General features: G+C 33.3%; 14 protein-coding genes. 10 read left to right on the top strand and 4 right to left on the bottom strand.

The features are described 5' to 3' along the window. Nucleotides 1–15: 15 nt before the first annotated feature. Nucleotides 16–495: a DUF5606 family protein gene (locus AC1DY0_RS13950; protein WP_477189197.1), complete on the top strand. Its 480-nt coding sequence runs from the start codon at nt 16–18 to the stop codon at nt 493–495. An 85-nt stretch (nt 496–580) separates the two neighbouring features. Beyond that, a complete protein-coding gene (gene mazG / locus AC1DY0_RS13945; protein ID WP_477189196.1) occupies nt 581–1,354 on the top strand; it encodes a nucleoside triphosphate pyrophosphohydrolase in 774 nt (257 codons plus the stop codon). Nucleotides 1,355–1,374: 20 nt separating this feature from the next. On the opposite strand, the gene AC1DY0_RS13940 is transcribed toward mazG, so the two are convergent. Next, nucleotides 1,375–2,055, bottom strand: coding sequence for a Crp/Fnr family transcriptional regulator (locus tag AC1DY0_RS13940; protein WP_477189195.1), 681 nt, complete (start codon nt 2,053–2,055; stop codon nt 1,375–1,377). Nucleotides 2,056–2,164: 109 nt separating this feature from the next. On the opposite strand from AC1DY0_RS13940, the gene AC1DY0_RS13935 reads away from it, so the two are divergent. The 8 genes from AC1DY0_RS13935 (at nt 2,165) to AC1DY0_RS13900 (ending at nt 11,030) form a co-directional block, all read left to right on the top strand. Then, on the top strand, nt 2,165–4,543 hold the full coding sequence (locus tag AC1DY0_RS13935; RefSeq protein WP_477189194.1) for a heavy metal translocating P-type ATPase: 2,379 nt from the start codon (nt 2,165–2,167) through the stop codon (nt 4,541–4,543). A 117-nt stretch (nt 4,544–4,660) separates the two neighbouring features. Beyond that, nucleotides 4,661–4,840: a cbb3-type cytochrome oxidase assembly protein CcoS gene (ccoS, locus tag AC1DY0_RS13930; protein ID WP_477189193.1), complete on the top strand. Its 180-nt coding sequence runs from the start codon at nt 4,661–4,663 to the stop codon at nt 4,838–4,840. A 63-nt stretch (nt 4,841–4,903) separates the two neighbouring features. After that, nucleotides 4,904–7,081, top strand: a complete 2,178-nt coding sequence (gene ccoN / locus AC1DY0_RS13925; protein ID WP_477189192.1) for a cytochrome-c oxidase, cbb3-type subunit I — start codon at nt 4,904–4,906, stop codon at nt 7,079–7,081. Between the two features lie 15 nt (nt 7,082–7,096). Then, nucleotides 7,097–7,264, top strand: a complete 168-nt coding sequence (locus AC1DY0_RS13920; protein WP_035640388.1) for a CcoQ/FixQ family Cbb3-type cytochrome c oxidase assembly chaperone — start codon at nt 7,097–7,099, stop codon at nt 7,262–7,264. Between the two features lie 27 nt (nt 7,265–7,291). Next, complete coding sequence (locus AC1DY0_RS13915; RefSeq protein WP_477189191.1) at nt 7,292–8,221, top strand: cbb3-type cytochrome c oxidase N-terminal domain-containing protein; 930 nt, start codon at nt 7,292–7,294, stop codon at nt 8,219–8,221. 86 nt (nt 8,222–8,307) lie between these two features. Next, nucleotides 8,308–9,726, top strand: coding sequence for a cytochrome c oxidase accessory protein CcoG (ccoG, locus tag AC1DY0_RS13910; RefSeq protein WP_477189190.1), 1,419 nt, complete (start codon nt 8,308–8,310; stop codon nt 9,724–9,726). 56 nt (nt 9,727–9,782) lie between these two features. Then, on the top strand, nt 9,783–10,235 hold the full coding sequence (locus AC1DY0_RS13905) for a FixH family protein (protein WP_477189189.1): 453 nt from the start codon (nt 9,783–9,785) through the stop codon (nt 10,233–10,235). 93 nt (nt 10,236–10,328) lie between these two features. Next, complete coding sequence (locus AC1DY0_RS13900; protein WP_477189188.1) at nt 10,329–11,030, top strand: sulfite exporter TauE/SafE family protein; 702 nt, start codon at nt 10,329–10,331, stop codon at nt 11,028–11,030. 237 nt (nt 11,031–11,267) lie between these two features. Here the strand turns inward: AC1DY0_RS13900 and hemN are convergent, their stop codons facing one another. The 3 genes from hemN to AC1DY0_RS13885 form a co-directional block, all read right to left on the bottom strand. Beyond that, on the bottom strand, nt 11,268–12,632 hold the full coding sequence (gene hemN, locus AC1DY0_RS13895; RefSeq protein ID WP_477189187.1) for an oxygen-independent coproporphyrinogen III oxidase: 1,365 nt from the start codon (nt 12,630–12,632) through the stop codon (nt 11,268–11,270). A 133-nt stretch (nt 12,633–12,765) separates the two neighbouring features. Beyond that, nucleotides 12,766–13,236, bottom strand: a complete 471-nt coding sequence (locus tag AC1DY0_RS13890; RefSeq protein ID WP_477189186.1) for a hypothetical protein — start codon at nt 13,234–13,236, stop codon at nt 12,766–12,768. A 111-nt stretch (nt 13,237–13,347) separates the two neighbouring features. Then, on the bottom strand, nt 13,348–13,692 hold the full coding sequence (locus AC1DY0_RS13885) for a hypothetical protein (RefSeq protein ID WP_477189185.1): 345 nt from the start codon (nt 13,690–13,692) through the stop codon (nt 13,348–13,350). Between the last annotated feature and the right edge of the window lie 66 nt (nt 13,693–13,758).

Genomic DNA, 13,758 nt, shown 5'->3' with positions numbered 1-13,758 from the left:
ATAAAAAAAATAAAAATGAGTTTAGAGAAAATATTATCCATTTCAGGGAAACCAGGTTTATATGTTTTAAAAGTACAAACACGTACAGGTTTTGTTGCTGAGTCATTATTGGATGGGAAAAAAGTTACGGTAAGTTTGAAAAGCAATGTAAGTTTATTGTCTGAAATTTCTATTTACACTTACGAAGGTGAAAAACCTTTGGCTGAAATTATGCAGAACATTGCCAAAAAAGAAAACAAAGGACAAACGATTTCACATAAAGAAGACAACGCAACATTATTGTCTTACTTTAGAGGAGTATTACCGGAATACGATGAAGAAAGAGTATATGCATCTGATGTGAAGAAAATTGTTAATTGGTACAATACTTTGCAGGAAAGAGGTTTGCTTGTAGAGGAAACTCCGGCTGTAGCTGAAGAAGCTGCGCCAGTAGCTGAAGAGGTTGTTGCCGAAAAGAAAGCACCTGCTAAAAAAGCAAAAGCTAAAAAAGAGTAATTTTAAAGTTATTCAAAATATATTTTAATCCTGTCAAGATATTTTCCTGACAGGATTTCTTATTTTTACACAAAATCAAAACACGATGAGTCCAAAACAAAACCAACTCCAAGCCTTTGAACGATTATTAGACATAATGGATGATTTGCGTGAAAAATGTCCTTGGGACAAAAAGCAAACGATACAAACGCTTCGTCATCTTACTATTGAAGAAACTTATGAATTGGGGGACGCGATACTAGACAATGATTTAAATGAGGTGAAAAATGAATTGGGGGATTTGTTGTTGCATATCGTTTTTTATGCCAAAATAGGCAGTGAAACGAACGATTTTGATATGGCTGACGTATGTAATGATATTTGTGAAAAACTCATTCACAGGCATCCTCATATTTACGGAGATGTTGTTGTTAAGGATGAAGAAGAAGTAAAACAAAATTGGGAAAAGCTAAAACTAAAAGAAGGTAAAAAATCAGTTCTGGAAGGAGTTCCTAGGAGTTTACCAGCTCTTGTAAAAGCAAGCAGAATACAGGATAAAGTAAAAGGAGTTGGATTTGATTGGGAAGAGCCACACCAAGTTTGGGATAAGGTACAGGAAGAATTGCAGGAATTACAAGATGAGGTCGCTGCCGGTGATCAGGATAAAATGGAATCTGAGTTTGGCGATGTTTTATTTTCGATGATAAATTACGCAAGATTTTTGAATATAAATCCCGAAGATGCATTAGAACGAACCAATAAAAAATTCATAAAGCGTTTTCAATATCTGGAAAGTAAAGCCGACCAATTAGGTAAACCCTTGATGGATATGACACTTGCTGAGATGGATGTTTTCTGGAATGAAGCGAAGAAACTTTAGAATTCAGTAAAAAGATTGCTTTAATCAGCAATCTTTTTTAATTTATTAATGTCTTTTAAAACAATTTTTTTACCCACCAATTCAATCAGCCCTAATTTATTAAAATCGGATAATAATCGAATACAGCTTTCGGTTGCAGTACCTATCATACTGGCTAATTCATCTCTGGAGAGTTGTATTTTTAAAGTACCATCAGTATTTGTGCCTAAAGTTTCATGTAGATAGATCAAAGTTTCGGCCAATCGTTCTTTTACAGATTTTTGCGCCATATTCACCGTATGATCATCTGCTAATTTTAAATCACCACAAATCGTTTTCATGACATTCATTGAAAACTGATTGTTTTTATCGAAGAATCCTAATATTTCAGCCTTTGGTATAAAACAAACTTGCATATCTTCTAACGCTACGGCGCTCAAATTGGCTGGTTCGTCACTTATCATGGAACGTTGACCTAATAATTCTCCTTTGGTAACCAATTTTACAATATGGTCTTTTCCATTTGGACTCAATTTGGTCAATTTGCAAACACCATCTTTTACACAAAAAATACCGTTTACATTTTCTCCTTCTTCAAATATAGTTTCTCCTTTTTTGATAGTTTTGGAGGTTTTACATTCAGAAATTCTTATAAGTTCGTCTTTATTTAGTGCTTTCAAAGAACTAAATTCTCTCACGATACATTGTTCACATTTGCTCATAGCGAAATTGGATTTTCATTTACAAAGTTATACATTTATATGATAAATATCATTGTTGAGACATAATCAATTTTTGAATTTTGCATCTGTTTAATTACCCCTTTAATTTATGGAGAAAAATAATTGCTTTCATTGTGGTTTGGATATAGTATTAGAGGAACAAATTGTATTTGATGAAAAAGAATTTTGTTGCAATGGATGTAAAACAGTTTACGAAATATTCAGCCTAAATGATTTGACCTGTTATTATGATTTCGAAAAATCACCAGGTGCAACTCCGCTTGATATTAATGGGAAATATGACTTTTTGGACAATGAAAGTATTGTTTCAAAACTATTGGAATTTCGGGAAGATTCAACAGCCATTATTTCACTAAGCATTCCACATATTCATTGCAGTTCGTGTATTTGGATTTTAGAAAATTTACAGCGGCTTCAAAAAGGTATAAACACATCCCAAGTTAATTTCCCTGAAAAGAARGTCCGTATTAATTACAATCCCGAAATTGTTTCCCTAAAAAGCATAGTTCATTTATTGAGTTCTATTGGATATGAGCCATATATCAGTTTAGAAAATTATGAAACAGGGAAAAATAATGTAGACAGGAGTTTGACTTATAAGCTCGGAGTAGCATTCTTTTGTTTTGGAAATATAATGTTGCTTTCTTTCCCAGAGTATTTTGAAGTAAAAGAATTTTGGTTGGATAATTATCGACCATTTTTCAGGGGATTAATTTTTGCTTTGGCTTTGCCTTCATTTTTATATTCGGCGAGCGGGTATTATGTTTCGGCCATTAAAAGTATAAAATCCAAAATGCTTAATATTGATATTCCTATCGCGCTGGGAATAGTCGTAATGTTCGTTCGAAGCACATTTGATATCGTAATGGATTATGGGTCTGGTTTTTTTGACAGTTTGACCGGATTAATCTTTTTTATGTTATTGGGAAAAATGTTTCAAATCAAAACCTATAGTTTTCTTAGTTTCGAAAGAGATTTTAAATCCTATTTCCCAATAGCGATTACCAAAATAAATAATGATGCTACCGAGGAAAGTATTCCGGTTTATGAAATCGAAAAAGGAGATCGATTATTAATTCGTAACCAAGAGTTGATTCCAGTTGATGGTATTTTAATATCGGATAAAGCGGAGATTGATTATAGTTTTGTTACTGGTGAAGCTGTTCCAATCATCAAGAAATCGGGAGATAAAGTTTTTGCAGGAGGAAAACAAATAGGGAAGGTGGTTGAAATGGAAGTTTTACATTCGGTTTCCCAAAGTTATTTGACCCAATTATGGAGTAATGATGTTTTTCAGAAATCGGTTGAACAAAAACACAAAACCATTACAGATAGTATTAGTCGTTATTTTACACCAATTCTTTTACTGATTGCATTTGCAGGATTTGGGTATTGGATATTTTTTGATACCAATACGGCTTTCAATGTCTTTACTGCAGTATTGATAGTAGCTTGTCCTTGTGCATTGGCACTGACAGCACCTTTTACTATGGGAAATATGCTGAGAATTTTTGGAAATAAACATTTTTATCTAAAAAATGCTTTAGTGATTGAACAATTGGCGAAAGTCGATACGATTGTTTTTGATAAAACAGGGACAATAACCACAAATGCAAAATCGAATATTTCCTATGAAGGTGAAATACTTGATGAATCCAATTTGGCAATACTGAAAAGTGTGCTTCGTGCTTCGAATCATCCTTTGAGCAGAATGTTGTATGACTTTTTACCTGAAACAAAAAGATTAAAACTTGATGCATTCGAAGAGGTAACAGGGAAAGGAATTCAAGCTGTGATAGATGGTGTTTCGGTTCAAGTAGGATCTGCCAATTTCATTGAAAAAAATGGAGAAGACGAAATCAAGCAAACCGCAGTTCATATAAAAATAGAAGATAAATATTTCGGTAAATATATTTTTAACAATCAATATCGAGAAGGATTATCCGAATTGTTTAGTAAGCTCAGTTCACAATATCAGCTTAAGGTTTTATCAGGTGACAATGAAGGAGAACACAGTCTGTTGGAATCGATTTTGCCTAAGGGTACAGAAATGATTTTTAATCAAAAACCAGAACAAAAACTTGAATTTATAAAAGCTCTGCAAGAACAAGGCAAAAATGTAATGATGGTAGGAGATGGGCTTAATGATGCCGGTGCTTTGGCGCAAAGCAACGTGGGCGTTTCCATTTCCGAAAATGTAAATGTTTTTTCTCCTGCCTGTGATGCAATTTTGGATGCAAAACAGTTTCAAAAGTTGAATTATTTTTTAAAATTATCCAAAAAAGCCATCACGACTATCAAAATGAGCTTCACTTTGTCACTTTTATACAATGTGGTTGGATTGTCTTTTGCTATTACCGGAAACCTCTTGCCATTGGTTGCGGCGATTATTATGCCTTTGAGTACCATTACGATAGTGAGTTTTGTTACAGTGATGAGTAATTATTATTCGAGGAAAATAAAATAGTTTAACAGGGAATTGTTTAGTTTTTTTTCATATTTTTAACATATTACAATAAATATGATAATTGTCATTTTTTGTAAAAAGTGATACGTATAATTTTGTTAACTTAATATTAGGATTATGAGTGTTATCTATTTATTGATTGCCATTAGTATTTTCGTTGCCGTTGGATTTTTTATTGCTTTTGTTTTTGCAGTAAAATCAGGTCAATATGATGATGATTATACCCCATCTGTCAGAATGCTTTTTGACGATGAATTGATTAAATCTTCCCAAAATAAATCAGAAATTAAGAGTTAAATTACTCTTTAATCTTTTTAATAATTTACCCAATTTTAAACAACTTTAAAAACAATTATAAATATGGAAATGGAACAATTTTATTATGACAACAAAATTGTAAAGAAGTTCATTTATGCTACCATACTATTTGGAGTAGTGGGAATGTTGGTGGGTCTTATATTGGCTACGATGTTCCTTTTTCCAAACATGACCGAAGGTATTTCATGGTTAAGTTTTGGTAGATTGAGACCTTTACATACCAATGCAGTAATTTTTGCCTTTGTTGGTAATGCAATGTTTGCGGGCGTTTATTATTCGCTTCAACGATTGTTAAAAGCCAGAATGTATAGTGATTTCTTGAGTAATCTAAATTTTTGGGGTTGGCAATTAATTATTGTTGCGGCAGCAATTTCACTTCCATTAGGATATACATCTTCAAAAGAATATGCCGAACTGGAATGGCCTATTGATATTGCTATTGCTTTGATATGGGTAGCCTTTGGAATCAACATGATTGGTACAATGTTGAAAAGAAGAGAGCGCCATTTGTATGTTGCCATTTGGTTTTACTTAGCTACATTTATTACTGTTGCCGTATTACATATTTTTAATAGTTTGGAGTTGCCGGTTTCTGCTATGAAGAGTTATTCTGTTTATGCAGGAGTTCAGGATGCGTTAGTACAGTGGTGGTACGGTCATAATGCAGTTGCCTTTTTCTTGACGACACCATTTTTAGGGTTAATGTATTACTTTGTACCTAAAGTGGCCAATCGTCCTGTGTATTCTTATAGATTGTCAATTATCCATTTTTGGTCATTAATATTTTTATATATCTGGGCTGGTCCACACCATTTGTTGTATTCTGCTTTGCCTAACTGGGCTCAAAATTTAGGAGTTGTATTCTCAGTAATGTTGATTGCTCCATCTTGGGGAGGTATGATTAACGGACTTCTGACCTTGAGGGGAGTTTGGGATAAAGTTCGTGAAGAACCAGTTTTAAAATTCTTTGTTGTTGCAATGACAGGTTATGGTATGGCAACTTTTGAAGGACCAATGCTTTCTCTTAAAAATGTAAATGCTATAGCACACTATACAGATTGGATTATTGCTCACGTTCATGTTGGGGCATTGGCTTGGAATGGTTTTATGGCTTTTGGTATTATTTATTGGTTGATTCCAAGAATGACAAAAACTACTTTATATTCTACTAAATTGGCTAATTTCCACTTTTGGGTAGGGACATTAGGAATTATATTATATGCATTGCCAATGTATTTGGCTGGTTTCTTGCAAGCTTCTATGTGGAAACAATTCAATCCAGACGGAACCTTAACCTATGGTAACTTCCTTGAAACCGTTACTCAAATCATGCCAATGTATTGGATGAGAGCAATTGGAGGATCTATGTATTTGGTAGGAATGTTAACGTTGGTTTACAATATTATTCAAACAGTTAGAGCAGGTGAAGATGTAGAAGATGAATTGGCGGAAGCTCCAGCATTACAAACGATTAGTTCTGGAAGACTTAGAGGAGAGAAATACCATTCTTGGTTGGAAAGAAAACCAATCAAAATGGCCATATTCGCTACAATCGCTATATTAATTGGGGGAATTATTCAAATTGTTCCAACGATTATGGTGAAATCAAATATACCGACAATTGCAAGTGTTAAGCCTTATTCTCCATTGGAATTAGAAGGACGTGATTTATATATCCGTGAAGGTTGTGTAGGTTGTCACTCTCAATCAGTTCGTCCGTTTAGAAGTGAAGTAGAACGTTACGGGCCTCAATCCAAAGCAGGAGAATTTGTATATGATCATCCATTTTTATGGGGATCGAAACGTACTGGTCCGGATCTGTTAAGAGTAGGTGGAAAATACAATGACAATTGGCATTTTAATCACTTTTGGAGTCCTCAAAGTATTTCGGCGGGTTCTATTATGCCGAGCTACAAATGGTTGTTTGACAATAAAGCTATGGACATTTCGATGACCGAAAAGAAAATGAAAGCGATGGTTACTCTTGGTGTTCCTTATTCTGATGCTCAAGTTGCAAACGGATTGAAAGACCTAAGAACACAAGCTATTGCAATTGAAGAAAGCCTTAAAAATGATCCTGATTTTGTGAAAAGTTATGAGGACAGTAAGAAAAAAGCTCTGGCTAAAGGTGAAAAATTCGTTCCAATGAATGAAAGAGAAATTGTAGCAATGATTGCTTATATACAAAGATTGGGTACTGATATTAAAGTTAAAGAATAACAAAAAGTAAACGTTATGTTCGAACAAATAAAACACAATATGGAGACCATTGCAGGTGTTGCAATATTTCCAATACTATCGTTACTGATTTTCTTTTTCTTTTTTCTTGGTTTAGGACTTTGGGTTTATTCCTATAAAAAAGAGACAATAGACGAAATAAGTCAAATCCCATTAGAAGACTAAATTGTACAATTTCAAAAAATATAAATAATGAAAAAATTAATTCCACCTTATATAAGAGTACTTTTCATATTTTTCTCCGTTTTGGGAGTGATGGAATATTTTATCGATTCAGGAGATCATCCTGCTTTTATAAAGTATCCAATGGTTGCTGTCTTTTTGTTTGTATTGCTTTTCCTTTTGATTGCAATCGAAATAACATTGAATGCTGTAAATACAATTACTTATAGATTGTTATCAGATGAAGAGAAAGCAAAATTAGCTCATGAAGATAGTTTAAGTTTGAAAGATAAAAGTTGGTACAAAAACTTAATGCAGCGTTTGACAAAAACAGTACCAATTGAAGATGAAAAGCAACTTTTGATGGATCATGATTATGACGGAATCAAAGAATTGGACAACAATTTACCGCCATGGTGGGTCTATTTATTCTATGCCTGTATTATTTTTGCTGTAATATATTTGGTTCGTTTTGAAATAATGGGTGCGCCAGACCAAGAAGCTGAATTGAAAAGTGAAATGGCTCAAGCCAAAATTGAAGTTGCTGAATATATGAAAACAGCTCCCGATTTGATGGATGAAAAAACAGTAACTTTATTGACGGATGCCGCTGATTTAGATGCAGGAAAAGCAATTTTTACTACAAATTGCGTGGCTTGTCACCGTGCGGATGCTGGTGGGCAAATCGGACCTAACTTAACAGATGATCACTGGATATTGGGTGGTGGAATTAAGAATTTGTTTCACACGATTACCAATGGAGGTCGAGATGGTAAAGGGATGATTGCTTGGAAAGGAACTTTGAAACCAAAAGAAATTCAAGCGGTTGCGAGTTATGTTATCTCATTAAGAGGAAGTAATCCAAAAGATCCAAAAGCACCAGACGGAGAAATTTGGGTTGATGAGAATGCTCCAGCAAGTGCTGCTGCTCCTGCTGCAGATAGTACTCAAGTAAAATAATAATTTAACGATATATTAGAATGAAGAGCTTTGTCAAAATTTACTACTTTGAGAAAGCTCTTTTTTAGTATTTTAAAAATAAAAAAATGTCAAGTAATCTAGACGAATCTTTCAGAGATACCATTGGGACAATTGATAAGGAGGGTCATAGAAAATATATTTATCCCAAAAAGCCTTCTGGTAAGTTTTACGAATATAGAAAATGGGTCAGCTATTTTTTATTGATTATTCTCGTTGCCAATCCTTTTATAAAAATTAATGGGAATCAGTTCATGATGTTCAATGTTTTGGAACGTCGTTTTAATATTTTTAGCTTTCCATTTTGGCCACAGGATTTTTATATTTTTGTACTGTTTATGGTCATTGGTGTCGTGTTTGTTATTCTATTTACAGTTATTTTTGGTCGAATATTTTGTGGCTGGATTTGTCCGCAGACCATTTTTATGGAAATGGTTTTTCGTCGTATAGAATATTGGATAGAAGGGGATAGGGGAGCACAAATCCGCCTAGAGAAACAAGAATGGAATGGAGAGAAAATTAGAAAGAAAACTTTAAAATGGTTTGCGTTTCTAGTGATTTCGTTTCTAATTGCCAATGTGTTTTTAGCTTATCTTATTGGTAGCGATGAATTATTTCGTTTAATTGAAGATGGCCCTTTAGCTCATTCAAGTAGTTTTATATCATTATTGATTTTTACCAGTGTTTTCTATTTTGTTTTTGCTTGGTTTAGAGAGCAAGTTTGTATTATTGCTTGTCCTTACGGAAGATTGCAAGGAGTTTTATTGGATAAAAAATCAATAAATGTGGCTTATGATTTTGTTCGTGGTGAGAAAGAAGTAGGTAGAGCCAAATTCAATAAGCAAGAAGACAGAGCTGCTTCGGGAAAAGGAGATTGTATTGATTGTAAACAATGTGTGAACGTATGTCCCACAGGAATTGATATTCGTAATGGTGTTCAGCTAGAATGTGTAAATTGTACCGCTTGCATCGATGAATGTGATACGATAATGGAAAGCGTAGGGTTGCCTTTGGGGCTTATTCGTTATGCCTCGGAAGATGAAATTGAAACTAAGGCTAAGTTTAAATTTACGGCCAGAATGAAAGGTTACACTGCAATATTGGTTATATTAGTTGGTGTACTTACGGGTTTGTTATTTTTGAGGTCTGAAGTTGAAGCCACCATTTTGAGGTTGCCAGGTCAATTATTTCAGCATAAAGGAGAGAATATCAGTAATGTATATACTTTTAAAATCATTAATAAGACCAATCATGATATCAATGATATGAATTTTAAATTGGTTGGTATTAAAGGTACCTTAAAAGTAGTTGGTGTTCAGGAATTAAAAGTTCCCAAACGCGGAATGACGAGCGGTACCATGTTTATCGAAATTAATAGGTTTTTGTTGGAAAGCGATAGGACTAAATTGGAGATTGATCTCTACGAAGGAAATAAAAAAATAGAAACGACACATACTAATTTTTTAAGTCCGCGTAGTTTTGACTAGCTATAGAGTATTTTGAAAAGTATATAATTAGAAGAAATTTTTAAAAAAGAATAAAAATGAAAATTAATTGGGGAACTTATATAGTGATTGCATTCGCTTTATTTATAAGCTTTATTATGTATTTTGTTGTAAAAGTGCAGTCAGATAGTAAGTATGATAATGATTTGGTAGTGGAGGAGTATTACAAGCATGATGTTCATTTTCAAGATGAAATGGCGCGTATTCAAAATGCTCATGATTTAAAAGTAAAACCTGTAATAACAGTTGGGCTTAATGGTATTACAATTGTTTTTCCTGCTGATTTTGCACCAAAGGATATCAAAGGAACTGTTGCTTTATATAGACCTTCCAATAAGAAATTTGATTTTCTACTGCCTATTTCGTTTACGGATTCAGCCTCATTATTTATTGCAAAGGATAAGCTAATTGGTGGTGAATGGGATATCAATATGGAATGGAAATATAAAGGAAAGTCCTATTTGACTAAACAAGAAATTTATATAAAATAGTAATGATAGAATAAAGAAAGCAGGGAAAGAAAAGTTAGTTTTAAATCATTCTCTCTAAAATCAGAACTCTATAATCTGCAATTTAAAATCACAATGCTTTACACGGCTTTTTTATTTGGTTTAATCAGTAGTTTTCACTGCATAGGAATGTGCGGTCCTATTGCTATGATGTTGCCTGTAGAACGAAATAATCAAACCAAGAAAGTAATTCAAATCATTACTTATCATTTGGGAAGGTTGACTGCTTATGGAAGTATAGGTTTGCTTTTTGGGTTGTTGGGTAAAGGCTTGTTTTTGGCTGGAATCCAGCAGCAATTATCCATATTTATTGGTGTTGCCATGATTTTGGTAATTCTAATTCCTGAAAAAGTTTTTGCCCAATATAATTTTTCGAAACCAGTGTATGGTTGGATATCCAAAATCAAGCAAAATCTAGGTAGTCATTTCAAAAATAAAAGTTTCAAATCACTTTTTATTATCGGTTTGCTCAATGGATTTTTGCCTTGTGGTATGGTATATGTAGCTTTATTTGGTGCAATTGCCATGCAAAGTGCCAGTTTTGGAGTGTTGTATATGTTGCTTTTTGGTTTAGGAACCGTGCCTTTGATGAGCTTAGTGGTATATATTAATTCGTTTATCACCGTTCCTATTCGGAATAGAATTCAAAAAGTAATTCCTTATGTTGGGATCGTAATCGGGATATTGTTTATCCTAAGGGGATTGGGACTCGGGATACCCTATGTTTCTCCCTCGAATATGAGTTTGTTTGTACAAGAAAAAGCCAATTGTCATTAATTGGTTTTTTTTGGTTTTGAATAAAATTGAATGTTTGAACGTTTACTGTTTTTGCGTGAGTGATGGCAGTGGAGCTCTTTTTTTGATCCCTTTTTTAAGGGATCAAAAAAAAGCGGGAACGTACAGCACGACCCGTAGTTTTTACGGAGGGGCACGCCCATAAGAGCTTTAAAAAATAGTTGAATTAATAAATTAAGATGTTGTTTTTAAAGGTTTAACCTGTCCTTAGTTTCTTTTTTAAATTGTCATTGAAAACAATGCTGTTTCAGGCGCTTTCCTTTTTAATCTTAAATCGAATGCCATGCAAATGTTACGAACATACGGTTTCCCTTCTTCTGTAACAATGATTTTGTTGTCGCCTATAATCAATAGACCGTCGTTTTCCATTTCTTTCAGTTGAAGTACAATTTCTGGAATTTCAGAAAGATAATTTGCAGAATCCTCCCAACTGGTTTCAAATTGGCACATTAGATTCAAAATATGTTTTCTGATAATTAGATCTTCTGTAGATAATAAATGACCTCTATAAACCGGTAATTGGTCAGATTCTAATATTTTGTAATATTCTTCCAGAGTTTTGACATTTTGAGCAAAGCTGTACCAACTATCACTTATGGATGAAACACCTAAACCAATCATCAATTGGGTTTTGGAGGAGCTATAACCCATGAAGTTTCGGTGTAATTTTTTGTCTTCAAATGAATGAAATAAACTGTCTGATTTTAATGCAAAATGATCCATACCGATTTCATAATACTCATTTTCAAAAAGCAATTCTTTTCCAACTTCGTATAATTTTCTTTTAGCATCGTCTTTAGGGATGTCTTCATCATGAAATCCGCGTTGACCATTTCCTTTTATCCATGGCACATGGGCATAACTATAAAATGCCAAACGATCAGGCTGTAAGGAGTTTGTTTTTTCGATAGTATCCACGACGTCTTCAACTTCCTGAAAAGGCAATCCAAAGATAATGTCATGGCCTATTGAAGTATAACCAATTTCTTTTGCCCAAAAAGTAACTTTGGCAACATTGTGAAAAGGCTGTATTCTATGAATAGCTTTTTGTACTTTTTCGGAATAATCTTGAACTCCAAAACTGACTCTTCTAAAACCCAAATCATATAGTTTTTGCAAATGTGCAAGAGTGGTATTATTGGGATGCCCCTCAAAACTGAATTCATAACCTTCAGCTTTTTCGGCAAGCGAAAATATTCCGTTTATTAATTTTTCAAGGCTTTCTATGGAGAAAAATGTTGGTGTTCCTCCACCCAAATGGATTTCTTTAATTTTAGGTTTTTTGCCCAAAATATCGCGGTAAAGCGTCCATTCTTTTAAAACTGCCTCTATATAAGGATTTTCGACATTGTGATTTTTGGTGATGCGTTTGTTGCAACCGCAAAAAGTGCATAAGCTTTCGCAAAAAGGCAGATGAATATATAAACTGATGCCTTCTTTATCATTACTTTCCTGGAATGATTTTTTTAGGGTTTTTAACCAAGTTTCATTAGTAAATCCTGACTCATCCCAATAAGGAACCGTAGGATAGCTAGTGTAACGTGGCCCAGGAACATTGTATTTTTGTATAAGTGAGGTTTTCATAAGTTGGCTTTTAATGTAAATAACAAAATTAGTGCGCCATTTTAAGGATAAAAATGATAATTATCATAATTATGATATTCTATATTAGCCATATACAAACAAAGAGGCTCGCTAGAACCTCTTTGTGGATTTATTATAGACTTTCATTAATTAAACCGACCCATTTTTTTGCCATTTTATGATCTTCAAATAAACAGTTAAAGTCTAAAAAATGATTTTCGATATTATAAATTGGAATCATTTCTTTTTTCATGGTGTTTTTATGAACCAGTTCAATTTCGACTTTTTCCATTGTGCCTAATCTGCTTCGAGTAGTTTCCAATAGATTGCACAGAATGATGTTTGTTAAATCTACAAAATAAACTGTTTCTTTTTTATAGCTGAAATCAATAAATAGAAAGCCCTTATTCTTTTGGTCTATAGACAGAATTTTTTTGTTCTGTGTTTCGGTTAATTCAAAATTATAATGATTGTTTTGGCTGTATTGTTTCTTTATCTCTTTTATTTTTGCTCTATTCATTATGTTAGAACGGAAGACTAAAGTTAACGGAATGCCTATTAAGACTGTAATTATAAGACCTATTATGGTTACTGATGTGTCCATTTTTTTGTTTTTTTGTAATTATATATAATGATTTGTTTTCTTGATTCAGATAGAACCAAGAAGAATTTAAAAGTTGTTTTAACTTTTACAAGACGGAATCATGATATTAAATCACCAGAAATAATGGAATGGAAAAAGTAAAATAGAGACTTTTGTACATCGGTCAATGTCTTGGTCTGATAAAACTATTTTAGGGTTGTTTTCTTTAAGATTTGAAAATAATGGTGGTGTATTGGAGTCACCAATATTGACTGGAATACGGTTGTTGTGTTTTAGGTCAGGATTACCTCGTTCTATACTGGGTTGAACGAAGTGAAAAACACTTAAACTTTCTTTGCTGAATGCAGTTCTATTATCCTTTCTTGAAGAAAATGTCGCATCGTGATTTGCACTATAGGCAAAACTGAACTGGATCAATAGACCAGTAAATACGATAAATTTCCAAGACTTTCTCATATTGCAAAAATAGAGAATAGGTTTTTGTTTAAGGATTGTATTATGGTAAATGAAAGTTAAAATTGT

It is taken from the genome of Flavobacterium sp. P1_E4, from assembly GCF_056405915.1.
This window is presented reverse-complemented; position numbering and strand designations above follow the sequence as displayed.

Bases quoted from the DNA above. Each gene is read 5' to 3' on its own strand.
- AC1DY0_RS13950 (WP_477189197.1), top strand. From the start codon at position 16: ATGAGTTTAGAGAAAATATTATCCATTTCAGGGAAACCAGGTTTATAT.
- mazG (WP_477189196.1), top strand. From the start codon at position 581: ATGAGTCCAAAACAAAACCAACTCCAAGCCTTTGAACGATTATTAGAC.
- AC1DY0_RS13940 (WP_477189195.1), bottom strand. From the start codon at position 2,055: ATGAGCAAATGTGAACAATGTATCGTGAGAGAATTTAGTTCTTTGAAA.
- ccoS (WP_477189193.1), top strand. From the start codon at position 4,661: ATGAGTGTTATCTATTTATTGATTGCCATTAGTATTTTCGTTGCCGTT.
- ccoN (WP_477189192.1), top strand. From the start codon at position 4,904: ATGGAAATGGAACAATTTTATTATGACAACAAAATTGTAAAGAAGTTC.
- AC1DY0_RS13920 (WP_035640388.1), top strand. From the start codon at position 7,097: ATGTTCGAACAAATAAAACACAATATGGAGACCATTGCAGGTGTTGCA.
- AC1DY0_RS13915 (WP_477189191.1), top strand. From the start codon at position 7,292: ATGAAAAAATTAATTCCACCTTATATAAGAGTACTTTTCATATTTTTC.
- ccoG (WP_477189190.1), top strand. From the start codon at position 8,308: ATGTCAAGTAATCTAGACGAATCTTTCAGAGATACCATTGGGACAATT.
- AC1DY0_RS13905 (WP_477189189.1), top strand. From the start codon at position 9,783: ATGAAAATTAATTGGGGAACTTATATAGTGATTGCATTCGCTTTATTT.
- AC1DY0_RS13900 (WP_477189188.1), top strand. From the start codon at position 10,329: ATGCTTTACACGGCTTTTTTATTTGGTTTAATCAGTAGTTTTCACTGC.
- hemN (WP_477189187.1), bottom strand. From the start codon at position 12,632: ATGAAAACCTCACTTATACAAAAATACAATGTTCCTGGGCCACGTTAC.
- AC1DY0_RS13890 (WP_477189186.1), bottom strand. From the start codon at position 13,236: ATGGACACATCAGTAACCATAATAGGTCTTATAATTACAGTCTTAATA.
- AC1DY0_RS13885 (WP_477189185.1), bottom strand. From the start codon at position 13,692: ATGAGAAAGTCTTGGAAATTTATCGTATTTACTGGTCTATTGATCCAG.